The 25,336-nt window shown below is 41.0% G+C and carries 28 protein-coding genes; 25 read left to right on the top strand and 3 right to left on the bottom strand.

All coding sequences use genetic code 11. The annotated features are described in order from the left end of the window. Positions 1 to 8: 8 nt before the first annotated feature. Complete coding sequence (locus WAA86_RS02050; RefSeq protein ID WP_337299301.1) at positions 9 to 821, top strand: patatin-like phospholipase family protein; 813 nt, start codon at positions 9 to 11, stop codon at positions 819 to 821. A gap of 34 nt (positions 822 to 855) precedes the next feature. Here the strand turns inward: WAA86_RS02050 and WAA86_RS02055 are convergent, their stop codons facing one another. Then, complete coding sequence (locus WAA86_RS02055; protein ID WP_337299302.1) at positions 856 to 1,905, bottom strand: ferredoxin--NADP reductase; 1,050 nt, start codon at positions 1,903 to 1,905, stop codon at positions 856 to 858. A 124-nt stretch (positions 1,906 to 2,029) separates the two neighbouring features. Between WAA86_RS02055 and WAA86_RS02060 the strand changes: the two genes are divergently transcribed. From WAA86_RS02060 to WAA86_RS02170, 23 genes are all read left to right on the top strand, one after another. Then, positions 2,030 to 2,368, top strand: a complete 339-nt coding sequence (locus WAA86_RS02060; protein WP_337299303.1) for a PadR family transcriptional regulator — start codon at positions 2,030 to 2,032, stop codon at positions 2,366 to 2,368. Positions 2,369 to 2,379: 11 nt separating this feature from the next. Next, entirely contained in the window at positions 2,380 to 3,048 is a 669-nt protein-coding gene (locus tag WAA86_RS02065) for a hypothetical protein (RefSeq protein WP_337299304.1), read from the top strand. Continuing rightward, positions 3,045 to 3,683 (top strand): hypothetical protein, encoded by a 639-nt coding sequence (locus tag WAA86_RS02070; protein WP_337299305.1) that lies wholly within the window; start codon positions 3,045 to 3,047, stop codon positions 3,681 to 3,683. Before WAA86_RS02065 ends, WAA86_RS02070 begins: the two co-directional genes overlap by 4 nt. Beyond that, a complete protein-coding gene (locus tag WAA86_RS02075; protein ID WP_337299306.1) occupies positions 3,680 to 4,378 on the top strand; it encodes a hypothetical protein in 699 nt (232 codons plus the stop codon). Before WAA86_RS02070 ends, WAA86_RS02075 begins: the two co-directional genes overlap by 4 nt. Positions 4,379 to 4,433: 55 nt before the next feature. Beyond that, on the top strand, positions 4,434 to 5,906 hold the full coding sequence (locus WAA86_RS02080; RefSeq protein ID WP_337299307.1) for a DUF5687 family protein: 1,473 nt from the start codon (positions 4,434 to 4,436) through the stop codon (positions 5,904 to 5,906). Positions 5,907 to 5,936: 30 nt separating this feature from the next. Continuing rightward, the gene (locus tag WAA86_RS02085) at positions 5,937 to 6,632 is read left to right on the top strand and encodes an ABC transporter ATP-binding protein (protein WP_337299308.1); all 696 of its coding nucleotides are present in this window, start codon (positions 5,937 to 5,939) and stop codon (positions 6,630 to 6,632) included. A gap of 132 nt (positions 6,633 to 6,764) precedes the next feature. Further along, entirely contained in the window at positions 6,765 to 9,320 is a 2,556-nt protein-coding gene (gene porW, locus WAA86_RS02090; protein WP_337299309.1) for a type IX secretion system periplasmic lipoprotein PorW/SprE, read from the top strand. A gap of 4 nt (positions 9,321 to 9,324) precedes the next feature. Continuing rightward, entirely contained in the window at positions 9,325 to 9,744 is a 420-nt protein-coding gene (locus WAA86_RS02095; RefSeq protein ID WP_337299310.1) for a bactofilin family protein, read from the top strand. Then, a complete protein-coding gene (locus WAA86_RS02100) occupies positions 9,722 to 9,949 on the top strand; it encodes an AtpZ/AtpI family protein (RefSeq protein ID WP_337299311.1) in 228 nt (75 codons plus the stop codon). The genes WAA86_RS02095 and WAA86_RS02100 overlap by 23 nt, the downstream gene beginning before the upstream one ends. 4 nt (positions 9,950 to 9,953) lie before the next feature. Then, complete coding sequence (locus WAA86_RS02105) at positions 9,954 to 10,355, top strand: DUF6168 family protein (RefSeq protein WP_337299312.1); 402 nt, start codon at positions 9,954 to 9,956, stop codon at positions 10,353 to 10,355. Positions 10,356 to 10,435: 80 nt separating this feature from the next. Next, positions 10,436 to 11,614 carry a F0F1 ATP synthase subunit A gene (atpB, locus tag WAA86_RS02110; RefSeq protein WP_337299313.1) on the top strand — a complete coding sequence of 393 codons (1,179 nt, stop codon included), beginning with the start codon at positions 10,436 to 10,438 and terminating at the stop codon, positions 11,612 to 11,614. Between the two features lie 35 nt (positions 11,615 to 11,649). After that, complete coding sequence (atpE, locus tag WAA86_RS02115; protein WP_062056832.1) at positions 11,650 to 11,838, top strand: ATP synthase F0 subunit C; 189 nt, start codon at positions 11,650 to 11,652, stop codon at positions 11,836 to 11,838. A gap of 94 nt (positions 11,839 to 11,932) precedes the next feature. Next, positions 11,933 to 12,433 carry a F0F1 ATP synthase subunit B gene (locus tag WAA86_RS02120; RefSeq protein WP_337299314.1) on the top strand — a complete coding sequence of 167 codons (501 nt, stop codon included), beginning with the start codon at positions 11,933 to 11,935 and terminating at the stop codon, positions 12,431 to 12,433. A gap of 9 nt (positions 12,434 to 12,442) precedes the next feature. After that, positions 12,443 to 12,982, top strand: coding sequence for an ATP synthase F1 subunit delta (gene atpH, locus WAA86_RS02125; protein WP_337299315.1), 540 nt, complete (start codon positions 12,443 to 12,445; stop codon positions 12,980 to 12,982). A gap of 50 nt (positions 12,983 to 13,032) precedes the next feature. Next, a complete protein-coding gene (atpA, locus tag WAA86_RS02130; protein ID WP_337299316.1) occupies positions 13,033 to 14,613 on the top strand; it encodes a F0F1 ATP synthase subunit alpha in 1,581 nt (526 codons plus the stop codon). A gap of 116 nt (positions 14,614 to 14,729) precedes the next feature. Beyond that, the gene (gene atpG, locus WAA86_RS02135; protein ID WP_337299317.1) at positions 14,730 to 15,590 is read left to right on the top strand and encodes an ATP synthase F1 subunit gamma; all 861 of its coding nucleotides are present in this window, start codon (positions 14,730 to 14,732) and stop codon (positions 15,588 to 15,590) included. Positions 15,591 to 15,736: 146 nt separating this feature from the next. Continuing rightward, positions 15,737 to 16,252 (top strand): hypothetical protein, encoded by a 516-nt coding sequence (locus WAA86_RS02140; RefSeq protein WP_337299318.1) that lies wholly within the window; start codon positions 15,737 to 15,739, stop codon positions 16,250 to 16,252. 51 nt (positions 16,253 to 16,303) lie between these two features. Beyond that, the gene (locus WAA86_RS02145; RefSeq protein ID WP_337299319.1) at positions 16,304 to 17,767 is read left to right on the top strand and encodes a lipopolysaccharide biosynthesis protein; all 1,464 of its coding nucleotides are present in this window, start codon (positions 16,304 to 16,306) and stop codon (positions 17,765 to 17,767) included. Further along, the gene (dut, locus tag WAA86_RS02150) at positions 17,764 to 18,198 is read left to right on the top strand and encodes a dUTP diphosphatase (protein WP_337299320.1); all 435 of its coding nucleotides are present in this window, start codon (positions 17,764 to 17,766) and stop codon (positions 18,196 to 18,198) included. The genes WAA86_RS02145 and dut overlap by 4 nt, the downstream gene beginning before the upstream one ends. Positions 18,199 to 18,280: 82 nt before the next feature. Next, the gene (locus WAA86_RS02155; protein WP_337299321.1) at positions 18,281 to 19,297 is read left to right on the top strand and encodes a sugar phosphate nucleotidyltransferase; all 1,017 of its coding nucleotides are present in this window, start codon (positions 18,281 to 18,283) and stop codon (positions 19,295 to 19,297) included. A gap of 24 nt (positions 19,298 to 19,321) precedes the next feature. Continuing rightward, positions 19,322 to 20,242, top strand: a complete 921-nt coding sequence (locus tag WAA86_RS02160; protein ID WP_337299322.1) for a tetratricopeptide repeat protein — start codon at positions 19,322 to 19,324, stop codon at positions 20,240 to 20,242. Positions 20,243 to 20,259: 17 nt separating this feature from the next. Then, on the top strand, positions 20,260 to 21,033 hold the full coding sequence (locus tag WAA86_RS02165; RefSeq protein WP_337299323.1) for a DUF4292 domain-containing protein: 774 nt from the start codon (positions 20,260 to 20,262) through the stop codon (positions 21,031 to 21,033). Between the two features lies 1 nt (position 21,034). Continuing rightward, complete coding sequence (locus tag WAA86_RS02170; protein ID WP_337299324.1) at positions 21,035 to 22,297, top strand: murein hydrolase activator EnvC family protein; 1,263 nt, start codon at positions 21,035 to 21,037, stop codon at positions 22,295 to 22,297. Positions 22,298 to 22,352: 55 nt separating this feature from the next. On the opposite strand, the gene WAA86_RS02175 is transcribed toward WAA86_RS02170, so the two are convergent. Together WAA86_RS02175 and WAA86_RS02180 are read right to left on the bottom strand one after the other, a co-directional pair. Beyond that, positions 22,353 to 22,868 carry an acyl-CoA thioesterase gene (locus WAA86_RS02175; protein WP_337299325.1) on the bottom strand — a complete coding sequence of 172 codons (516 nt, stop codon included), beginning with the start codon at positions 22,866 to 22,868 and terminating at the stop codon, positions 22,353 to 22,355. A gap of 57 nt (positions 22,869 to 22,925) precedes the next feature. Next, on the bottom strand, positions 22,926 to 23,870 hold the full coding sequence (locus WAA86_RS02180; protein ID WP_337299326.1) for an SPOR domain-containing protein: 945 nt from the start codon (positions 23,868 to 23,870) through the stop codon (positions 22,926 to 22,928). A 104-nt stretch (positions 23,871 to 23,974) separates the two neighbouring features. On the opposite strand from WAA86_RS02180, the gene dprA reads away from it, so the two are divergent. Beyond that, positions 23,975 to 25,078, top strand: coding sequence for a DNA-processing protein DprA (gene dprA, locus WAA86_RS02185; RefSeq protein ID WP_337299327.1), 1,104 nt, complete (start codon positions 23,975 to 23,977; stop codon positions 25,076 to 25,078). Positions 25,079 to 25,336: the final 258 nt, after the last annotated feature.

Below are 25,336 nucleotides of genomic sequence, written 5' to 3' on the forward strand. Positions count from 1 at the left end.
TATCATTCATGGAACTATCGGAATTGCAATCAAAATCAGTAGGCCTAGTATTGTCCGGGGGAGGTGTGAAGGGTATGGCCCATATTGGAATGCTCAAGGCCTTGGACGAACACGGTATCAGTGCCAATGTGGTTGCCGGTACTAGTGTGGGAGCCCTAGTCGGGGCACTTTATGCAAACGGTAATTCCGTTACGGATATGCTGCATTTTTTTAAGGAAACCCCCTTGTTCCGCTATAATTTTATGACGATTCTAAAACCGGGACTTTTGGATACCGTGCGATATTTTGATTTGTTGAAAACGTATTTCACCGAAGACTCCTTTTCTATTTTGGCCCGAAAATTACATGTAATCACCACAGATCTCCAAAAAGGTGACCAGAAGGTTTTTTCGGAAGGGGAACTGATCAGACCATTATTGGCATCTGCAGCATTACCGCCGGTTTTTAGCCCGGTAAGTATTAAAGGCAACCTTTATGCAGATGGGGGAATTATGAACAATTTTCCATATCACGAAATTGCAGATGCCTCCGATTTTATAATTGGTAGCAATGTTTCAAGTATCAAGGAAATTCCTAAGAACGCCATTAGTACCTCTTTTCAGCTCGCTACAAGGACCACGGCTTTGATGATCTATGCCATCAATAGGGAAAAGGTGCAAAAATGTGATCTTTTATTTGAGCCCAAGGAACTGGAACTGATCGGGATCTTAGATAAAAAAGGTATTGAAAAAGCATACGTTATTGGATACGATCACGCCTTGAGGAAATTGGACGGGTTACTGGGCAAGGCAGAGGTGTCCGAACACAAAAAACACCACTGAATGAGTGGTGTTTTTGTATGATGTTGGTAAGTTTCTATACGTCGTCGTAATCTACTTTTAAGGTCGGAGTGATGGGATGAGCCTGGCAGGTTAGAATCAATCCTTCCGCAATCTCACCATCGGTCAAAATTTGATTTTTAACCATTTCTGCCTTTCCTTCGGTTACCCTGGCGATACAACTGCTGCATACCCCACCTTGACAGGAATAAGGAGCATCGATGTTTTCTTTAAGAACGGCATCCAAGACAATGGCCTTTTTATACATGGAAAAAGTAAATTCCTCATCATCCAAAGTTATTGTAATTTGGGACTGCCCCTCAATATGTTCGGGTAGTTCATCCATTATTTCGGTGGAAGTGAACAATTCAAAATGAATCTTATCTTCTGAAATACCATCCTCTTTTAAAGTATCCGTTACCAAATTGATCATGGCTTCCGGACCGCAAATGTAAAAATCGTCAAAAATGGTATCCTTGTGCTTGTTCTTTAGGGCAAAGTTTACGGTTGATACGTCTATGCGTCCAAATAGGGAATCAACTTCCTGCTCTTGGCTGCAGATAAAATGAACAAAAAACCGATTGGGATATTCAAGTTGTAGTTTTACCAATTCGGTGTAAAACATGGTCTCTTTGTACGATTTGTTCCCATAGACCAGCATAAATTTGTTCTTGTGGTTACTCGCCAAAACCGTACGCGCAATACTGATAATGGGGGTAATTCCACTTCCGGCAGCAAAAGCGGCAATATTTTTCACCTTATCTGTAGGCGAAAAAACGAATCTTCCTTCCGGGGGCATCACTTCCAGGACATCCCCAGCAGCTATTTTGGTATTGGCATAGTCCGAAAATCCACCTTTATCCACTTTTTTCACTCCAATGGTAATGGAGTCCGACTTAGGAGAGGAGCTAATGGAATAAGCTCTACGCAATTCCTTTCCCTTTATTTCCTTTTTGATGGTAATATACTGACCAGAAGTGAACTTGAACGTCTGGATCAATTCTTTTGGAATGGTAAAAGTGATCGCAACGGAATCGGGTGTAAGTGGTTTTACGTGATGTACCGTGAGGGAATGAAAATCTGCCATAGTATAAATTTGACTGCAAAATTAAGCAAAGCCCACTTGATACAAAATGGGAATGAACAAAAAATTATGCCTAAAATTCTTAGGTATACGAAAATTAGCTATATTTGAGTCTATAGTCGCGTATATGGGAAATGCAAAATTATACAAGGGAAGTTTAAATACCATCATCTTGAAGCTGTTGGAAGAGCAAGGAAAAATGTATGGATATGAGATTACCCAAAAAGTTAAGGAACTGACCAAAGGAGAACTACAGATCACAGAAGGAGCCCTTTATCCTGCCTTGCACAAACTGGAAGCCGAAGGGCTTTTGGATGTTGAGGTAACCAAAGTGGACAACCGTTTGCGCAAGTACTATAAGCTTACCGAGGCGGGCGTAAAGGAAACTAAAAATAGGTTGGCGGAATTGGAAGATTTTATTAGGAGCATGCAGCATCTGGTAAACCCAAAATGGAGTATCGATTAAAATGTGGGACAATGAGCTTGAACAACGACCAACTATTGAATATTAATAATTACCTTGATTTCAAGGATTTATATCATCTGGATCTTAGGATGGAGATCTTTGATCATATGGTGGAAAGTATTGAAATGAAGATGTCTATGGGCAGCACATTTTCTGAGGCTTTTGAATTGGAATGTAAAAAATGGAATCCCGAGTTAAAATCCTACTCTAGCCATTGGCTGGGATTGGTTCATTCGGGACCTAAACTAGTAATGCAGAAATGTGTTGGAACAATAAAGAAACTTTATTTGAAAAGCCTTTTTGCTGCATTGGTAGTGGCAGTTTGTCTTTTTGTTGCGGAAAGCTTGTTCCCATTAAAAGCTAATCCAGCAATAATAAACGCTTTTGTAGGCGCAGGTATGTTTATCTGCGTCTTTCTATGGGTTTATTGGTATATAAGAATTCGTAAATCTCCAAAGCAAACTTCATATGGGTATTTTATCAAGATAAATACAATAGGTTCTGTTGTAAGCATCTTTATATTTAATCCTTTGGTCGATACTACTTTTGGATATGGTTCACCTATTAGTTTAGGATTCGGATGGATATTTCTACATGCTTGGATCTTTGTATGGACGTTTCTTTTCGCTAAAATTTTCCGTAAACATGGGGCAACAATAAACTTTAGATTGGCGCCATGAAATTAACAAAAGAAGATATCACTTTTATAGACACCTATCTAAAGAATTCCGAAATTGAATTTGTAGATGTTCGGATGGAAATGGTAGATCATGTGGCTTCTCATGTGGAAGAAAAAATGGAGGCAGACGGACTCTCATTTTATGATGCCTTCAAGAATTATATGGTTGCCCATAAAAAAGGACTGCAAAAATCACATGAAAAATTTAAGTGGACAACGGAAAAAAAAGTATTTGGACAGATACTGCATTATTTATGCAAACCGTACAATTTACTATTCTTGCCAGCTTGTTACCTGCTTTTATTGCAAATTCAAAAATTAGAATTTGGGGAACAGATTATTAGAGTTATGCCTTATGTTTCTTTCTTTATTTACCTTTTGGTTTATTTTTTGGCATATAGGGTTGAAAAACTGCGCTATTCTGGTTTGGAACGTTTAGGATGGTACTTTTTTTTATTGTACCAACTATTGCAATTATTCTTCAGTCCCATCCATTCCAAGTTTGTAATTGGAGAGTCTGTCACGTTGTGTTTTGTGTTGATAAGTCTATGGATAATAGTGTCCTTTTCTTTTCTAAGAGCCCTATTGTATTACCGGAATTTCTATAAGCAACGTTTTGCCAAATTAAGCGTATGAAAAAATTAAACCACGACCAAATACAAGAACTCTACACCTTTACAAGAAAACATTTTGTAGAACACTATGACCTGCAAACGGAGTTGGTAGATCACCTGGCCAACGGAATAGAACAACAATGGAAAGCAACACTTTCCCTAACTTTCCGTGAAGCCCTGGACAGGGAATTTAAAAAGTTTGGCATCTTTGGGTTTCAAGATGTTATTAGCGAGCGCATGAAGGCGATGGATAAAAAATACAGGGGCATCATCTGGCGGTTTCATAAGGAGTATTTTAAAATACCCAAAATATTGTTGATCGTTTGCCTGACTATGATCTACTTTAGTGTATTACGATTATTTGAAACTAAGACAGGCTATTATTTCTTTTGGGTAACTCAAATTGTCGCTCTTCTACCAATATTGTATACGAGTTTCAAGTATCGAAAAAAACTGAATTCAAAAAAACGAAAATGGATATTGGAGGAGATGATTTTCAATCAAATAGGATATTTCAATCTATGGCAATTGCCAATCCATTTGCTCAACCTAACCTTCCATTCAGATAAATTATTTCATAATGATTGGTTTTTGTTGGCTATTTCATTTTATGCAGTTTGTTTTATCATCTTGCTGTATGTTCTTGTGGTGGTCATCCCCCCAAAAGCGGAACAGCTCCTTACAGAGACCTATCCGGAATATAAAATGGTCAAATAGTGTAACAAACTGCACTTTAGAAACACTAACCATCTAGAATTACGAACCAACCCTTATGTTTAAACACTTTATCAACCTGCAGTGGAAAGCCTTTATCAGGTCCGCCTCCTTTAAGACCAACATTGCTCTTAAAATACTCATGGCCTTTGGCGCCCTGTACTTTATAACTATGTTTTTGTTTTTGGGGGTAGGGGTATTTTATATCATCCAAAAAGCCGAAATAGGAGATCCGTTGGTCATCGTGAACAAATACCTGATCTATTACCTGGGGATGGATCTTTTCATCAGGTACATGATGCAAAAAATGCCGGTTACCAATATAAAACCAATGCTCTACCTGCCATTTAAAAAACAGCAGGTAGTCCATTATTCCCTGGGCAAGGCGGTGGTTTCTTTTTTCAATATTGCACATGCTTTTTTCTTTGTGCCTTTTTCCATTGTGCTCCTGATTGAAGGGTATAACCCTATCGGTGTTATTGGGTGGCATTTGGGGATGCTGGCTTTGATCTACAGTAACAATTTCATCAATATCTTGGCCAATAACAAGGATAGCGTTTTTTACCCGGCAGCAGCCCTTCTGATAATTTTGGCAGGCTGTCAATACTTCCACCTATTCGACATTACAGTTTTTACCGCTCCTCTATTTGACGCCCTGTACAGCCTTCCGTGGATGGCACTTGTGCCCTGGACTATTTTAGTTGGACTCTATATGGCCGCATATACTTATTTTAAAAAACATATGTACTTGGATGCCGGCCTGGCCGTTAAACAAACCGAAGCCAAGACAGAGGACCTAACCTGGTTGAACCGTTTTGGCAATCTAGGGACCTTTTTGAAGAACGATATCAAGTTGATCAAAAGAAACAAGCGATCCAAGACCTCGGTAATCATGAGCTTTTTCTTTATATTTTATGGCTTTCTATTTTTCACAGGTTCAGTGGAGACCTATGAACATCCCGTTTGGCAGATTTTTGCAGGTATTTTTATCTCCGGGGGCTTTCTCTTTAGTTTCGGACAATTTGTACCCAGTTGGGATAGTTCCTATTATCCCCTGATGATGAGCCAGAATATAAAATACAGGGAATATCTGGACTCCAAATGGTACCTGATGGTTATTGCAACTGTTATAAGTACGATAATAGCATCGTTTTACCTGTATTTTGGACTGGATGCCTACTTATCGGTCCTGGTTGGGGCCATTTATAATATTGGGGTGAATTCTTACCTAGTTCTTTGGGGTGGTGCCTATATAAAAACACCCATCGATCTTACATCCAACAAGAAGGCCTTTGGCGACAAACAGGCTTTTAATGCCAAAACACTCTTGCTGACGCTTCCTAAATTATTATTGCCCCTAGGGTTTTATGCACTGGGGCATTATACGATCAACCCTACAGCAGGCTATATTTTTGTGGCCGCTGCAGGAGTCATGGGATTTGCCTTTAAAAATTCCGTATTCAAAATGATTGAGGGGATCTATAAAAAGGAAAAGTACAAGACCCTTTTGGCCTATAAACAAACCAACTAAGACACCTTTTATTCTAATCGAAACAACACCATGATAACAGCACAAGATCTCACCAAAACATACGGCTCAGCCACAGTATTGAATGTCCCGCACTTGGAAATCCCAAAAGGCCAGAGCTTTGGTCTGGTTGGTAACAATGGCGCAGGAAAAACTACCTTTTTCAGTCTATTGTTGGATCTTATACAGCCCACTACGGGCCAAATTGTAAGCAACGGGGTGCAGGTAGAACAGAGTGAAGCATGGAAACCTTTTACCTCTGCTTTTATCGATGAGACTTTTTTGATAGGGTACTTGACCCCAGAAGAATATTTCTACTTTATCGGAGAGTTGAGGGGTCAGAACAAAGCGGATGTCAATGCCCTTTTGGCAGGATTCGAGGATTTTTTCCATGGGGAGATATTGGGCCAAAAAAAGTATTTGAGGGATCTGAGCAAGGGAAACCAGAAAAAGGTGGGTATTGTGGCTACCTTTATTGGAAATCCGGAGGTGATTATCCTGGACGAGCCATTTGCCAATTTGGATCCTACCACGCAAATTCGACTGAAGGGAATAATAAAAAATCTTACGGCCAATAAGGAAGTTACTATTTTGATTTCCAGCCACGATCTTATCCATGTGACCGAGGTTGCCGAACGTATCGTTGTCCTCCACAAAGGGGAAATTGTCAATGACATTCAAACCTCCAAAGAAACCCTTAAGGAACTGGAAACCTTTTTTGCGGGATAAGAAGGAAGTCTCTATTGGACCTATGTTTGGGGCGGAATTTTCTCTTAATAAAAAATAAAGGTATTTTTACCGACCAACGGTATAATAAACAGGTTAATTTTTAGTTTAGGATACGTACGAATACCACTTATTTTGAAGCTTCGTTTTAAATCATTTATGGCCATTGCCTTGGGTGGACTGCTATTTCATGCATGTTCCACTAAAAAAGATGCCTTTATAAATCGTAATTGGCATGCCCTTAACACCAAATACAATGTCCTTTACAACGGGAACATAGCCTTTGAGGAAGGGCGTGAAGAGCTCAATGACGCCTATCAGGACAACTATTGGGAGGTACTTCCCATAGAGCGCCTAAAGGTAACGGATGAAATCAAGCTGGATTCGGAAGACAACAACCCTAAATTTTTACGTGCAGAAGAAAAAGCCTCCAAAGCCATACAGAAGCACAGTATGGACATCAAAGATGAGGAACGCAATCCGGTAACGGATGAGGCCTTTCTACTTCTTGGAAAATCCAGATACTTTGACCAACGCTATATTCCGGCACTGGAAGCATTTAACTATATCCTGAACAAGTATAACGAAAGTGATAAGCTCAATGAAGCTACCATTTGGAGGGAGAAGGTCCACATCCGATTGGAAAACGAGGATCTGGCACTTAAAAATTTAAAGCGACTCCTAAAATACGAACGCTTAAAGGATCAAGAATATGCAGATGCCAGGGCAATGATGGCACAGGCCTATATCAATCTAAAGGCCCCTGACACGGCTATACAACAATTGAAAATTGCATCGGCCTACACCAAAAAAAATCCTGAAAAGGGAAGGTATTACTTTATTATTGGGCAGCTTTATAATCAATTGGGACATAGGGACAGTGCCAATTATGCCTTTGACAAGGTGATCGCATTGAACAGAAAATCACCTAGGGTATACATGATCAATGCCCATCTACAAAAGATTAAGAATACCAAGATTACTCCCCAAAACAACGAACTATTGCTCGAATATCTAACGGATCTGGAAGAAAATAGGGAAAACAGACCCTTTTTGGACAAAATATACCGGCAGATAGCAGAATATCATTTGGAAAACCAATCAGACAGTTTGGCCTTGGCCTACTTCAATAAATCATTGAAGGCTACGAGGAACGAGCCTAGGTTGAATGCACTGAATTATGAGAATTTAGCGGAATATAATTTTGACAGGAACGCATACAAGGCTTCTGGTGCCTATTACGATAGTACATTGACCAATCTTGTGGTAGACTCCAAAAAATATCGGGCCATTAAAAAGAAATTGGACAATCTGGAAGATGTTATTTCTTATGAGGACATGGTACAATATGCAGATAGTGTCATAACCATCTACAATATGCCAGCCGATAAACAATTTGCCTATTTCGAGGGGTATATTGCCGATTTAAAGGCCAAGGAGGAAGAGGCCATTAAAAAGGAAAAAGAAAAAATTACAGCGGGGTTCGCCGCTTTTGTAGATTCCAAAGGTGGTCAAGAGAACAAAGGAAAATTCTATTTCTACAACATTACCAGTTTGGGATACGGTAAAGCTGACTTTAAAAATAAATGGGGAGAAAGGGAGTTGGAGGATAACTGGCGGTGGTCCAGTAAGAATGTGACCCAACAGGCAGGACAGACCGATGAGGTAGAGGCAGATACCAATGTGGAAGCCCAAGAAATCACGGAAGAACAGAAATATTCCACAGACTATTACATGGCTCAAATTCCTACTGATAAGGCTGTCATAGACAGTTTAATAACAGAAAGGAACTTTGCGAACTATCAATTGGGGGTCATTTACAAAGAAAAATTTAAGGAAAATTTACTGGCGGCCATTAAGTTCAACGAAGTGCTCCAGGCCAACCCGGAGGAAAGATTGATCTTGCCGTCGAAATACAATTTGTATAAGATCTATCAAGAAACAGGAAGTCCTTTGGCCAATGGAATGAAGGAGGACATCATTGAGAACCATGCAGATTCCCGCTATGCGGTCATCTTGTTGAATCCGGAAGCGGTGCTGGCCGATGCTACGGATAGTCCGGATGCAAGGTATGCAGCCCTTTATAGGCAGTACGAGAACCAACAATATTTACAGGTAATTGCAGGGGCCGAAGAAAATATAAATAGATACACAGGGGATGAAATTGTTCCCAAGTTTGAAATCCTTAAGGCCAATGCCATTGGAAGGATTGAAGGCTTTGAGGCATTTAAAGAAGCCCTGAACTATGTGGCCCTGAACTATCCAAATAACCCAGAGGGCAAAAAAGCCCAGGCCATGGTAGAGGAGCAGTTGCCAAAACTGGAACCCAAAGAATTTTCGGCGGAGACGGAATCTGTTGGAACAGGAAATTGGAAGCTGGTGTTCCCTTTCAAAATAAGGGACAATGACAAAGCGGTCCAACTCATGGAAAAGCTAGAAAAATCCATCAAGGATTTAAGGTACAACAATATAGTCTCCAAGGACATATATAATTTGGAAGATCAGTTCGTTATTGTGCATGGTTTCAGGTCAAAGGAGTTTGCTTTGGGCTACGCCGAACTGCTTAAAAACAATAAGGATTACAAAGTGGCTAATCATAATTTTGTAATTTTATCCTCTAATTATAAGATCATTCAGGTACACAAAAACCTGGAGGATTACAAAAAGTTGCAATTAATCCCAAAACCCTAGAACAATGTTTTCAGACAACAAAAAAACCCGCGTGGTAACGGAAATAGGCGGACAGCCCAACCGAATTGAAAAGAATACAAAGATCAAAGGCGATATTGTCTCCGAAGCCGATTTTAGGATCGATGGCAAATTGGATGGCAATGTAAAGACATCGGGCAAGGTCGTCATAGGCAAGGATGGATACATCCACGGAAAAGTGGAATGTGTCAATGCGGATATTGAAGGAAGTTTCAATGGGGAGCTTTTGGTGGAAGACCTACTCACCTTAAAGGCATCTGCCGTTATTGAAGGGACTGTCATAGTTTCTAAATTGCAGGTAGAACCAGGAGCTACATTTAACGCTGCCTGTAGTATGAATGGAAAAGGTGGTGCTGTAAGCCAGAACGAGAACACGACTGCCAATGGAACAGCCAAAGCCTCCTAAAAAAAAGAATACCGGTCTTCAAAATGCCGCAAAACTCTCGGGTGTCGGCATTCAAATGGGATTGACCATATATTTGGGAAACCTTCTGGGGTCTTGGTTGGATCATAAATTTGAGACAAACTATCTTGAGATCACAGTTACATTGCTGGCCATATTTTTGTCCATGTACTCCATGATCCGACAAGTTAACGACATTAATAAATAGAAATTTGTTAAAAAAAGTTCTTCTGCAAGCCGTACTTTTTGGTTTTGTACTGTTTTTTGGATTTTATGCGCATAGTTTTGTACTTCGCGCCAATGAAATTTTTATATCCTTGCCCTTATTTGGGATTTATCTCTTCCATGCCCTATTTTCATTCTTAATTTGTGCCACCTTCCATTTTTTGTCCAACACGGAGCGGTTTGCTGGCCAACTTGGTTTTATCTACTTGGGTTCCCTGCTCTTGAAGCTATTATTGTTTGTACTTATTTTTAAAGGCCCTTTATTTCAGAAGGAAGAGGATTCGCTTGCGGAAAGGATATCTTTATTGGTCCCCGTGTTCCTGTTTTTGTTTTTTGAGGTGATTATCATCATAAAAATTTTAGGGCGAACAGGATACGAGAATAAATAATTTGAAAAAAGTTTGATTATTATTTTTAATAACTACCTTTGCGCAAATTTTAAGGGAGCCAAATTTTTGAAATTATCATAATGAAGATAGCATCCAAATACTTAAGCAACATTGCCTTATTATTCATTCTTTTGACCACGTTCAATGGGTACTCAAATTCAGAGCCTAGTGAAGGGGGGCAAGTAAGTGGGCAAGATGAAGTATCAGAGTACATTTTGCACCACATCAAAGATTCCCATGATTTTCATTTATTTTCCTATACCAATAGTGAAGGTGAGCGCAAGCATGTTGGGTTTCCATTACCGGTAATCGTGTGGTCCAGCAACGGTCTGGTGACTTTTATGTCATCCGAATTTCACCATGATGATAATGGGGAGGTTCTTGTAGAAAGGAACGGCCTTAAATTCGCCAAAGTCCACAGTAAGATATATGAATTGCCGCAAAGTGCTGAGGCTGCAGAATTTGATGAAGAGCGCCATATAGAAAATGGGGCCAAGGTTTTGGATCTTTCCATTACCAAAAGTGTTGTCGGTATTTTGCTTGTTGGTCTTTTCATGCTGTTGTGGTTCTCCTCTTTGGCTAGACAATACAAAAAGAAAAATATCCCTACCGGTTTTGGTCGTGTTTTGGAGCCTTTGGTGATTTATGTGAGGGATGAAATTGCAAGACCAAATATTGGTGAAAAGAAATACAGAAAATTTACGGGTTACCTGCTTACGGTATTCTTCTTTATATGGATATTGAACCTTTTGGGCTTGACTCCCTTTGGTTTCAACGTTACCGGTCAGCTTGCGGTAACAGCGGCTTTGGCAGTATTTACATTGATCATATACACCGTTAGTGGAAACAAAGATTATTGGCAACATATTTTATGGATGCCGGGCGTTCCTGTTCTTATTAGACCAGTTTTGGCAATAATTGAATTGGCGGGTGCATTTTTGATTAAGCCTTTTTCATTGTTGGTCCGACTTTTTGCGAACATATCAGCTGGACATATTGTTGTGATGAGTTTGATCGCAATAATGTTCACCTTGAAAAATAGCTTAGGGGTTGTAGGGGCTACAGGTCTTTCTTTGGTGTTGTCATTTTTTATAACATTGATTGAAGTTTTGGTAGCGTTCTTACAGGCCTACATATTTACCATGTTGTCTGCCCTATTTATCGGTATGGCAGTGGCAGAACACGATCACGCGCACGATCACGATGAGCACGGTCATGAAGTTCCCGATGCAGAAGATGTCAGAGAGAATTTCATTTAATAAGAGTTTGTTTAATTTAATATAAATCAATTACTATGTACAATTTAATTGGAGCAGGATTAATCGTAATCGGAGCAGGGATTGGATTAGGTCAAATCGGAGGAAAAGCAATGGAAGGTATTGCTCGTCAGCCAGAGGCAACCAACAAGATTCAAACAGCGATGATTATCATTGCCGCACTTTTGGAAGGTTTGGCATTCGGAGCATTATTCTTAGGAAAATAATTCGAACGAAAACAGCAAAACATGATTCTGCAACGGTTGGTTGCAGAACATGTTTTCAAAATTAAACAAAGAAGAAATTTAATTTTTCAAGATAATGGAAACTTTACTGAACGATTTTTCACCTGGTTTATTTTTAGTGCAGACTATCCTATTGATAGGTTTGATATTTTTAATGGTAAAATTTGCCTGGAAACCAATCCTAAATTCCTTGAACGAAAGGGAAGCAGGTATTTCCGATGCACTTGCCGCTGCTGAAGCTGCCAAAAAAGAAATGCAGAACGTTACTGCGGATAGCGAGCGTCTATTGCAGGAAGCGCGTGTAGAGCGTGAGGCTATGATCAAAGAAGCGCGTGAAATGAAGGAGAAGATTGTTGCCGATGCCAAAGAATTGGCCCAAGCGGAAGGTGACAAAATGATCAAGCAGGCACAAGCAGCTATCGAAAGTGAAAAGAAAGCGGCCGTGGCCGATATAAAGAACCAAGTGGCTACACTATCTGTGGAAATAGCAGAAAAAGTGATCAAAGGTCAATTGTCCAACGATAACAAGCAATTACAACTTGTTGAGGATATGGTTGGTGATATTAAGCTTAACTAAAAACAAGAGATGAACGAATCTAGAGCAGCCATACGTTACGCCAAGGCCATTTTGGACCTGGCAGTGGACAACAAAGCCACTGATGCCGTAGAGAAAGATATGCGTTCTGTATTGAGCACCCTTGGGGATAGCAAGGAATTGCATCAGATGATGGCAAGTCCCGTTGTTAGTAGTGAAGCCAAGAAAAATGTTCTTTTGGAAGTTTTTGAGGGCAGTAATGCGATTACTACCGGGTTGATTGATATTCTTGTTGCCAACAAACGTGTCGATCTATTGGACGATGTTGCCGAGAAATATATCATACTGAACGAACAACTAAAAGGTGAGGGCGTAGCATTTGTTACAACTGCAGTACCTTTGAGTGCGGATTTGGAAAAGAAAATTTTGGCCAAGATTTCAGAATTGACGCCAAAAAAAGTAGTTGTTCAAAATTTCGTGGACGAAAGCATCGTAGGTGGGTTTGTGCTCAGAATTGGAGACATGCAGTACGATTCAAGTATAGCTACCAAATTGAGCAATTTAAAAAGAGAGTTTACAAATAGTTTATAATATTAAAATGGTCAAGGCAATCAAATGTCTTGCGTCTTATATCTAATAACATGGCAGGAGTAAAAGCCGCTGAAGTATCAGCAATATTGAAAAAACAGTTATCAGGATTCGAAGCCTCAGCTTCATTGGATGAAGTAGGTACCGTATTACAGATTGGTGATGGTATCGCAAGGGTTTACGGTCTTTCTAATGTTCAATACGGAGAATTGGTTGAGTTTGAAGGAGGTCTTCAGGGAATCGTTCTTAACTTGGAAGAAGACAATGTTGGGGTGGTTTTATTGAGTCCATCTAGAGACATTAAGGAAGGATCTGTGGTTAAACGTACGCAAACTATTGCCTCTATCAATGTTGGTGAAGGTATTGTTGGTCGTGTTGTAAACACTTTGGGTGCTCCTATCGACGGTAAGGGACCTATTACTGGTGATACTTACAAAATGCCATTGGAGCGCAAGGCCCCAGGGGTTATTTTCCGTCAGCCGGTAAACGAACCGTTACAGACAGGTATCAAGGCCATAGATGCCATGATCCCAGTAGGTAGAGGTCAGCGTGAGTTGGTTATTGGTGACCGTCAGACTGGGAAGACTACCGTTTGTATTGATACCATTTTGAACCAAAAAGAGTTTTACGATGCAGGGGAACCTGTATATTGTATATATGTAGCTATTGGCCAGAAGGCTTCAACGGTTGCAAACATCGCCAAGACATTAGAGGACAAAGGAGCTTTGGCCTATACCACTATTGTTGCCGCAAACGCATCAGATCCTGCTCCTATGCAGGTATATGCACCATTTGCAGGAGCTGCAATTGGAGAGTACTTTAGAGATACAGGTCGTCCTGCTTTGATCATCTATGATGATTTGTCAAAACAAGCGGTAGCCTATCGTGAAATCTCCCTATTGTTGAGAAGACCACCGGGACGTGAGGCGTACCCTGGGGATGTTTTCTACCTTCACTCCAGATTATTGGAGCGTGCTGCAAAAGTTATTGCAGATGATAAGATTGCACAGGACATGAACGATCTTCCTGAAACTTTGAGACCAATGGTAAAAGGTGGTGGTTCATTGACTGCTTTGCCAATTATCGAAACTCAGGCTGGTGACGTTTCCGCTTATATCCCTACCAACGTAATTTCCATTACCGATGGTCAGATATTCTTGGAGCAAGATTTGTTCAACCAAGGGGTTCGTCCAGCAATTAACGTGGGTATTTCTGTATCCCGAGTTGGTGGTAACGCACAGATCAAATCAATGAAAAAGGTGGCAGGTACCTTGAAACTGGATCAAGCACAGTTCCGTGAATTGGAAGCGTTTGCTAAATTCGGTTCTGATTTGGATGCCGCAACATTGAACGTTATTGAAAAAGGACGTAGAAACGTTGAGATATTGAAACAAGCCCAAAATGATCCTTTTACCGTAGAAGATCAGGTAGCCATTATTTACGCAGGTTCCAAAAACTTGTTGAGAAATGTTCCTGTAGAAAAGGTAAAGGAATTTGAAAGGGATTTCATCGATTTCTTGAATGCCAAGCACAGAGATGTATTGGATACATTAAAAGCTGGTAAATTAACAGACGAGGTTACAGATGTTCTAACCGCTGTTACCAAAGATTTGTCTGCTAAATACGTAAAGTAATATGGGAGCTGCGTTGGGTGGCATTAGCCGCCCAACGTTGCATTCCAATGGGTCAAACATTTAGAAAAGTACGGGTCTTATAACTGTTATAATCGGTACTCAACACTAAAATACAAATGGCAAACTTAAAAGAAATACGTAATAGAATAGCTTCCGTATCCTCAACGATGCAGATTACCAGCGCCATGAAAATGGTTTCTGCTGCAAAATTGAAAAAAGCCCAAGACGCCATTACGGCCATGAGGCCTTATTCGGATAAGCTAACAGAACTATTACAAAGTCTAAGTGCAAGCTTGGATTCTGATGCTGGAAGTAAATTCTCCGATAATCGTGAGGTTAAAAAAGTATTGATCGTGGCCATTACCTCAAACAGAGGACTTTGTGGCGCATTCAATACCAATATATTGAAGCACAGTGCCTTTTTGGCCAAAGAAACCTATGCTGGTAAACAGGTAGATTTTATGGCAATTGGAAAAAAGGCGAATGATATCCTTTCCAAAAGATTTAAAGTTGTTGGGAACCACAGTAAGGTTTATGACGATTTAACTTTTGACAATGTGTCTGAAATTGCCGAAGATTTAATGGAACTATTCGTAAATGGTTCTTATGACAAGATCGATATTGTTTACAATAAATTCAAAAATGCTGCCACTCAGATTGTGATGACCGAGCAGTTCCTTCCTATTGTTCCGCTGGAAGGGGAAGCTACGAATAATGCAGATTACATTTTTGAGCCATCAAAATTGGAAATTATAGAAGAGCTTATTCCCAAGTCGTTGAAAACACAACTGTACAAGGGGATACGTGATTCTTTTGCCAGTGAGCACGGTGCCCGTATGACAGCGATGCACAAGGCTACTGATAACGCCACAGAATTGAGGAACCAATTGAAACTAACGTATAACAAGGCAAGACAAGCTGCCATTACCAACGAGATCCTGGAGATTGTTGGTGGAGCTGAAGCTTTGAACAACTAAAACCTGGTCTGAGGCCGACCGATAGGCAAAATATATTTGGAACCCCGCTGATACATGCGGGGTTTTTTTGTGTTCGGGCGCATAAAAACTATAAATTGTATCTTGGCATTTCTATTGTTCTAATCATATTTTTGAAATTCAGTGGCATGAAATCTATCCAAACCTACATCCTGATCTCCTTACTCCTTGGTACAGCATTTACTTCTTGCAGGACCCAAAAGACATTACAGGGCGATGTCCCCTTTGTTATGGGAGCTGCAACATCACAGGAGTGGATTGGAGGCAGGGAAGAAAGTGGGACTGGGATCAGCGTGGTCGTACCTATATCCGCCATATCAAAAAATGTCAGTTTTCAAGATATGTATTTTAGGGGCCAGATAGTACAGGTCTCCACGGATAGAGAGGGGGAAGGATTGACAGTGCAGGGCAATTTTAAAAAAGTTCCCAAGGAGCAGGGGCTTTTCACGCCTGAAGACCCTAAAAGGGAAATGGGTGGCCAGCAACCACCTTTAAGTGGCAAAGCGGCCCAAGATTTTCCATTTGATTTGACTTTCCATGAGGCAGTTTTGAGCTACATTGTAAAGAATCGCATGAAATATGTAAAGATTTCTGGGATCAAAGAAAAGGCGGTACTCATTTATTCCACGAAACCAAAGAACTAACTTTGTTGTGAGGGTTTTAATAACTACTTTTAATCCCTAACATTAGCACATTTGAACCCGTTAAAAAAACTTTTTAAACAGACCTTTATTTACGGTTTGGCAACGGTATTGCCCAGAATGCTATCGTTTCTTTTAACGCCCTTGTACGTGACTGTTCTTCCGACAGACGGTTACGGGGAAGTTTCCATTATTTTTGCCTGGTTTGCCATATTCAACGTCCTTTTGGCCTATGGTATGGAGACCGCCTTTTTTAGGTACTACCACGATTCCACATTGAATAAAAAGACTGTGGTCACTACCTCTTTGATATCCATTGGAGCTTCTTCTTTTGTATTTATGTTCCTTGCATTTTTGTTCAAAGGGGCTGTTTCTACATTTAGCGATATAGATCCGCAATTTATTACATACGCCATATGGATTCTGGTTTTGGATGCCTTGGTCATCATTCCGTTTTCTTGGTTAAGGGCCAATGAAAAACCAATGCGCTACGCTCTGGTAAAAATCACGAACGTCGGCATCAACCTGGGATTGAATTGTTTTTTCCTGATGATACTGCCTCCAATCGTCAAAAGTGCTCCAGATTCGGTTTTAAGCGTGCTGTACAAGCCGAACTTTGAAATCTCCTATATCTTCATTTCGATGCTCATTGCGAGCGGTGTGACCCTCTTGTTGATGTTGCGCCTATATTTGAGAAGGCCCTATGTTTTTGATATGTCCATATGGAAAAGCATGTTGAAATATGCCTCTCCTGTTTTGGTAGCGGGTATTGCCTTTACCATCAACGAAGTTTTCGATAGGATTATGCTGGATTGGCTATTGCCAGAGGATATCGCTGAAAGCGAAATTGGGAAATATTCAGCCTGCTATAAGCTCACCTTGTTTATGACCTTGTTTGCCACAGCTTTTAGAATGGGCATAGAACCTTTCTTTTTCAGTCATTTTAAAAGTGACAATCCTCAAAAGGCCTATGCGCAGATCACCAATTATTTTGTCATCTTGGGAAGTGTCATTCTGCTTTCTGTTGTCGTCTTCGCGGACGTGCTCAAGTTGATCATTGTTCCCAATGCCGATTATTGGGAGGCCATGTCCGTAGTGCCCATCATTATTTTGGCAAGTTTTTGCTTGGGGATTTATCACAACCTCTCGGTTTGGTACAAGGTAACGGACCGTACGAGAATTGGAGCCTATATCTCCATAGTTGGCGCTATTTTGACCATTGTCATCAACTATGTGTTTATACCTTATTTTGGATATATGGCTTCGGCTGTGGCGACCTTGGTGGCATATGGTTCCATGATGTCGATGTCCCTTTATTTTGGAAGGATGTATTATCCTATCCCTTATAATTTCCGTAAAATTGTATTCTATTTTTCCATATCCACTTTATTTTCCATCCTGTCATTTTATCTTTTTGACAGAAACCTGATTATAGGAATTGTACTTTTGCTGCTGTTCTATGCCATGGTTTTAAAATTGGAAAAAGAGCAACTGAAAAAAATATTTCTCAAAAAATGAATATTAAGATAATCAATAATTCCAGCCATCCGCTGCCGCATTACGAAACCATCGCCTCGGCTGGCATGGACTTGCGTGCCAGTATTACAGAACCGATCAGCCTTGAACCTTTGGGAAGAGCCATAGTTCCTACGGGACTGTTTATTGAGTTGCCCATGGGGTTTGAGGCTCAGGTTAGGCCAAGGAGCGGACTTGCGGCCAAAAAGGGAATTACAGTGCTCAACGCTCCGGGAACAGTGGATGCTGATTACAGAGGTGAGATCGGGGTCATTCTGGTAAATTTGTCCAAGGAACCGTTCACCATCGAAAACGGGGAAAGGATCGCCCAATTGGTCATCGCCAAACACGAGCGTGCCGAATGGATCCTGGTAAAGGAACTGTCCAAAACGGAAAGAGGTGAGGGCGGCTTCGGTAGCACCGGGGTGAAATAAATTTGAAACGTAAGAAGAGTTTTAACTCAAGAACAACAAAAGAATATCCCGATCAGGGAAAAACAACAAATAAACTATTATCATGAAGATTATTGTACCTATGGCGGGCAGAGGTTCCCGTTTAAGACCACATACATTGACTGTGCCAAAACCTTTAATCCCTGTAGCAGGGAAGCCCATTGTACATCGCTTGGTAAGTGATATCGCCAAAGTATTGGGCGAGGATATAGATGAAGTGGCATTTATATTGGGGGATCCCGCATTCTTTGGGGATGATGTTGTGGCAAGTTTAAAAGAATTGGCCGAAAGCCTTGGGGCCAAAGCCTCCATTTATCGTCAAGACCAACCATTGGGTACAGGTCATGCTATTATGGCCGCCAAGGAATCCTTGAGCGGACCAGCGGTTATTGCCTATGCGGATACCCTGATCAGGGCAGATTTTGATCTGGACAAATCAGCTGATAGCGTTATTTGGGTAAAACAAGTAGACCAACCTGAAGCATACGGGGTGGTAAAACTGAACGACAATGGGAATATTGTGGAATTGGTGGAAAAACCGGCCAATTTTGTATCCGATTTGGCGGTCATAGGCATCTATTACTTCAAAGATGTTTCCGTTTTGAAGAACGAACTTCAATATGTGCTGGATAACAATATTGTACACGGGGGAGAGTACCAGATCAATGACGGTATAAAGAGAATGATGGAAAAAGGCATGAAATTTGCTCCTGGTAAGGTTGAAGAGTGGATGGATTGCGGGAATAAGAATGTTACGGTAGAAACCAATATGCGTATGCTGGGCTTTTTGGAAAAAGATGGAGAGAAATTGGTTTCGGACACTGTTACCCTTGAGAATGCCCAAATTATAGAGCCTTGTTTTATAGGGGAGAACGTTGTTTTGAAAAACACTACCATTGGACCCTTTGTATCCATTGGAGATCACACGGTGGTTGAGAATTCTACCATAAAGAATAGTCTTATACAGACCAATAACAAGATCAGCAATGCCAACCTGGACAACGCTATGGTGGGTAACCATGTGGTGTTCAATGGTAATTTTGAGACCATCAGTATCGGGGATTACTCGGTCATGGAATAGTTAAATGCCAGTGGGCATAAGTTTATGAAAAAAAGGCTGCACTTTCTCTTGCTTTGCATAGCGGTACTTTTGTCCGCCGGGCACATCTTTGCCCAAGAACCGGAAGAAAGTGCAGAAATAATGTTGGAGGCGTATTCCGATGAATTTCAAGAGAAGTTTTTTGAAGCCCTAAAACAAAAGGGTATTGAAAATTACGATAGGGCCATCAATTTGTTCCTGGAATGTAAGGCCATGGATAATAACAATCCGGTCATAGACCATGAACTGGCCAAGAGTTATGCCCTCAACAGGGATTTCATCAATGCACAAGACTATGTGCTCAAAGCCATAAACCTGGCGCCTGAAAATTTTTGGTTCCTCCATACCCTAGTGGATATTACCGAGAAACAAGGCAACTCCTTTGATACCGTAAGAGCATTGATACCCTATAGCAACGAAATGCTGCGGGAACATTTGGCCCAGATCTATTATAACCGTCAAAATTATGATAATGCCCTATTTGTATTGGAGGGTCTTAGAAAAACAAGTGCCGTCAATACATTGAGAAGGAGAATCGCCGATGCCAAGGGAGAGGATGTTTCATCCGATTTGGAGGAGGAGGTTGAGCAACAAGGGGAAAAGGAGGAGAGCCCTTTGGATGACTTTATGATGGGAATGGCACAGCTGATTGAAAAAGAGGATTTTAAGCAGTTGGAGACGGTGTCTGCCGAAGCATTGGAAACATTCCCCCTGCAACCCTATTTCTATTACGCCAGGGGTTTGGCCTTGAACAAATTAAGTAGACACAAGGAGGCGGTGGCTGTCATGGAGGAAGGGTTGGACTATCTGTTGGAGGACCAACTATTGGCCAACAAATTTCACAAAGAATTGGCAAACGCCCATATTGCTTTGGGAAATTCTTCAAAGGCAAATATGTATCTTAGTAAAATAAAAACGAGGTCTTAAACACAATGATGAAGAGTATGTTAAAAATACCAAAATTAGTGGTTTCCTGCATGTTTGTGCTGTTGGTATTTTCCTGTAAATCCAATAAGGTACTTACGGATGGTACGCTGGACACCAACCTCGGTGCTAAGACGATCATAAAAAATCACTACAGCAATCAGCTTAATTTTAAGACATTGAGCGGTAAAATGAAGATTGATTATTCCGATGGGGAATCTTCCCAAGGGGTTAGTGTGAGCCTTCGTATGGAAAAGGACAAGGCAATTTGGATCAGTGCCCCATTGGGGGTCGTAAAGGCCTATATTACACCGGAAAGGGTTAGCTTTTATAATAAACTGGACAACGAATATTTTGATGGCGACTTTTTATACCTGAGCAATTTGTTGGGGGTAGAGCTCAATTTTGCCAAAGTGCAGAACTTATTGCTAGGGGAAGCTTTGTTCGATCTGAAAGAGGGAAAGTACGATACCGCAATCAGTGAGAACAATTATCAGTTGAAACCCAAAAAGTCCATGGAACTTTTCAAGACCTTATTTGAAATAGAACCAAAGAATTTTAAGATGGCGGCCCAGCAGATAGCCCAGCCAGAGAAGAAAAGGATTTTAGAAATACAGTACAGGAATTATCAGGCCATAGACAAAAGGGTTCTGCCCAATGAAATAGGGATTATGGCTATTGATGGCGATAAGAGTAACACCATTTCTATAGAATATCGCAATATGGAATTCAACAGATCGGTAAACTTTCCATATAAAATACCAAATGGTTTTAAAGAGATAGTATTAAAATAGTATGAGCTTAAAGACCTTGATCAGTAAAAGTCATATCCTGCTTGTGTTCCTATTTGTTGGAACTATTGCATTGGCGCAAACCAATGAACAAAAAGCATTGGAGGCCAAGCGGGAACAGCTTCAAAACGAAATAAAAAATATCAATAGGTTGTTGTTTGCCGAGAAAAAGGAGCGGGGCAATGTCATGGAGCAAATGGAGGCACTGGAACAAAAGATCAACGTAAGGGAACAGTTGATCAATGTGACCAACCAGCAATCCAATCTTCTCAATAGGCAGATCAATACCAATATCCGGAATATTTCGAAGCTCAGGGACGACTTGGAGGTGCTTAAGGAAGATTATGCCACCATGATACAGAAGTCGTACCAGAACAAGTCACAACAGAGCAGATTGATGTTCCTGTTGTCCTCTGAAAATTTCTTTCAGGCATTTAAAAGACTGCAGTATTTAAAACAATATACCCAATACAGAAAAGAACAGGGGGAACAGATAGTTGTAAAGACCGAGGAATTGACCCAACTCAACCGGGATCTGACAGAGCAACGGAAGGTAAAGGAGCAATTGGTAGCGGAGAATTTGGTGGCCAAAAACGAATTGCAAAAGGAAAGGGCAGACCAACAGGACCTACTGGCAACGATTCGCAAGAATGAAACCAAGTATACCGCCGCCATAGAAAAGAAAAGGCAGGAAGCCAGAAGAATAGACCAACAGATAGATGAATTGATCCGGTTGGCTATTGCGGCAAGCAATAAAAAGGCTGCAGGCAATGCCACCGCAAGCAGTACGGGCAGCGGGGGCAGCAGTAGTAGCAGTAAGTTTGTTTTGACCCCTGAGGCGACCATTGTGGCCAAGAATTTTTCTGCCAATAAAGGGAAATTGGATTGGCCCGTGGAAAGAGGCATCGTCAGCCGTGGTTTTGGGGTTTATAGTGATGCGGTCTACCCAGGGATAAAACATCAGAACAATGGGGTGATCATCGCTACAGATGAGGGTTCCAAGGCGCGTTCCATCTTTGAAGGGGAAGTTATAGGGATAATGGCCGTACCCGGTGGAAACATGGGAGTGCAGGTCAAGCACGGAAATTATATCAGTACCTATTACAACCTGTCAAAACTATACGTCAAGAAAGGAGATAGGGTGACCAGAAAAGAAGAACTGGGAGAGATTTATACCAATCGGTTGAATGGTCAGACACAGCTCAAATTCTACCTCTACCAAGATGCCAATCGTTTGAATCCACAAGAATGGATATACCGACTGTAATGTAAATTACGCCTGGTATTTTACTAAAACGCTTGAAGATATTTAAGGGATCGTATTACTGTTCCTGAAACAGGGCCCTAAGCTCTGTTGCCTCCAATGGCTTCATTTTGCCGGCAAGTACAAGGCTCAGTTGTTTTCGCCTTAAAGCTGCGTCATATCGTTGCTTTTCGAGCTCCGTTTCGGCCTCAATCTTAGGTACGCTTGTAGGTTTGCCGGTGTCATCAACGGCAACGAAGGTGTATATGGCCTCATTGGCCTTGGTTCGTTCCCCACTGAATCGATCTTCCATCCAAACATCAATAAAAACCTCCATGGATGAAGAAAAAGCCCTAGAAACGGCCGCCTCAACGGTAACAACACTTCCCAAAGGAACAGCTCTATTGAAAGCCACGTGGTTCACGGAGGCGGTAACTACAATTCTTCTGCTGTGCCTACGTGCGGCAATACTTGCCGCTCTGTCCATTCGGGCGAGAAGCTCACCCCCAAATAAATTGTTCAATGGATTGGTCTCGCTGGGAAGCACCAAATCGGTCATGATAGTCCTTGAATCACTAGGAGTCTTAGCCTGCATACTCAAAATTTTTTGCAAAGATACACCTATATTGCGGGGCAAAAAGAAGAAGTGCGATTATTCTTGGAACAACCAGGCATCGCTGGATTCTGTGCGCTTTATTTGTCTCAGGTATTGCAAAGCTTCATCCACATTGGTAAAACTGCCATAGGCAACAAGGTGTAGGCCGTGCTTGTTCAAACCCAAATTAGAAGCTTCAAATCCTTTTTCCACTAACTGAGCCACCTTTTTATCGGCATTTTCTTGGGCTCTGAAACCTCCGGCAACAATGTGGTAATGGATTTGGTCCTTTTTGGTGATCTCTAATTTTAAGGCGGGCAATTCCAAAGGTGCAGTATTGAAAAATGTTGCTTCCTGTATATTTTTGGCAACCTGCTCCTGAGCTTCCTCCTGTACCAGTTGTTGGTCGTTGATGGAATTATTGTAAAAACGCAATCCTGTAAGTCCTGTGGCAAAAGCCAACAAAATTACTGCTGCGTACTTTAAGTAAGGTCTAAATTTATTTGATTGCTCCCTAGTTTCTGGGGTAATCATAAATGGGATCTTATCTTCCATTTCCACGACCTCTTCTTTTAGAACTTCCCTAACAACAGGGGCCGTTACAAAAGAAGAAAGACCAAATGAGGTAGTTAAAAAGTTTACTTGGTTAGACGGTTGGAACTGAATTTTTTGGTCCTTGTTCTGCCAAAGTTCACCAACATTGGGCAATAGGAGGCGCTTGCCATCCTTTAGGGTTTGCTTCCAGGTATTGGACTCAATTTCGATACGTTTGAGCATTTCCTCATAGGAAACTTTCTCAGACTCTGCCATATAGGAAACCAATAGGCCATCATTGGAAGAAAGTTGACCGTTAAAAGAGATTACTTTGGACGGTGGTGAAAAGGAATGGGAGTTACTGTGTATAACGGCAGATTTCATTTGCGTAAGAAATCCCCCAAATCCGGGCATAATTACGCAATTGTAGCGATATAGTAGCTCTGCTATGTATTGTTCAGTTCCCATGGCGGCAAATATTGTTATAAATTTAACCTTTTCAAAACCCAACACCTAACTTTTTATTAACATTTTATTTTCTGTATTTTTAGAGAAATTAGAACCAACTACAAATGACTAGCGATGAATTGATTGCAATTTTAAGGCTACAGAGCATACCGAATATTGGCGATGTTACGGCCAAAAAATTAATTTCACATTGCGGGAATGCGGCAGAAGTTTTCAGTAACAAAGCGGATCATTTGCTAAAAATAGATGGTATTGGTACCCATACCTTGCGAAATTTACAGGACAAAACGCATCTTGAAGCTGCACTTGCCGAATTTGAGTTCATCCGAAAGGAAGGAATAGAATTCACCTATTATAAAGATAAGGAATATCCCTCATACCTTAAACACTGCATAGATGGCCCTATATTGATGTTTAAAAAGGGTGCCATAGAGCTTGGGGGAAGAAAGATCATCAGTGTGGTGGGTACTAGGAACATCACGAGTTATGGTGCGGATTTTTGTGAACGGTTTATTGAGGAAATAGCGCCCTTAAACCCCATTATTGTCAGTGGCTTTGCTTATGGGGTGGATATTTGCGTCCATCGGGCTGCATTAAAGCATGGCTTGCAGACCATAGGGTGCCTTGCCCATGGCTTGAACCAAATATATCCTAAATCCCATGGGAGGTTCACCTCTGAGATGGAGCGACAAGGAGGTTTTTTTACCGAATTTTGGAGTAACAGTAAACCAGAAAGGGAGCATTTTTTAAGGCGAAACAGGATCATTGCAGGTTTGGGTGAGGCTACCATTGTCATAGAATCAGCAGAAAAAGGGGGCAGTCTGGTTACAGCGGATATTGCCCATAGTTACCATAGGGATGTTTTTGCTGTTCCCGGCCGGGCTCATGATAAATACAGTATGGGATGTAACAACCTAATTAAACAGCAAAAAGCACATATGCTTACTTCCGCGGCAGATTTAATATACCTGTTGGGTTGGGAATTGGAGGACAAAACAGTACCCTCGGTGCAAAAGCAATTATTTGTTCAGATGGATGATCTGGAACATAAGGTTCATGCTTATTTGCAAAAAGAGGGCAAGCAGTTATTGGATATTATAGCCCTAGAATGCCAAATACCTGTTTTTAAGGTTGCCACCACCTTATTTAACATGGAAATGAAAGGGGTGGTCAGGCCGCTGCCTGGAAAACTTTTCGAGGCCATTTAAGCCGGTCAAAGGAAAGGGTTTAAGCGGTATTCAAGTATGTGAATCTGATAAGAATGGGGGTGTGGGAACCTTTTGATCCTTGGTTTTTACCGACCACTTGGTTTGTTCCCTGGGATATGTGCGTTCAAAAAGGGCCGGAATAAGCATTTAAACAAGGAATAAAAACCATTGGTCCATTGGAAAGATCCCATGGCTCAAAAAAATGCCCCGAAAACCGACCAACAGGTCTTTTTTCTGGGCACGAGTATTTTTTAAGCT

This window comes from Sediminicola sp. 1XM1-17 (assembly GCF_037203765.1).
In the GTDB taxonomy this organism is placed as follows: Bacteria; Bacteroidota; Bacteroidia; order Flavobacteriales; family Flavobacteriaceae; genus Sediminicola.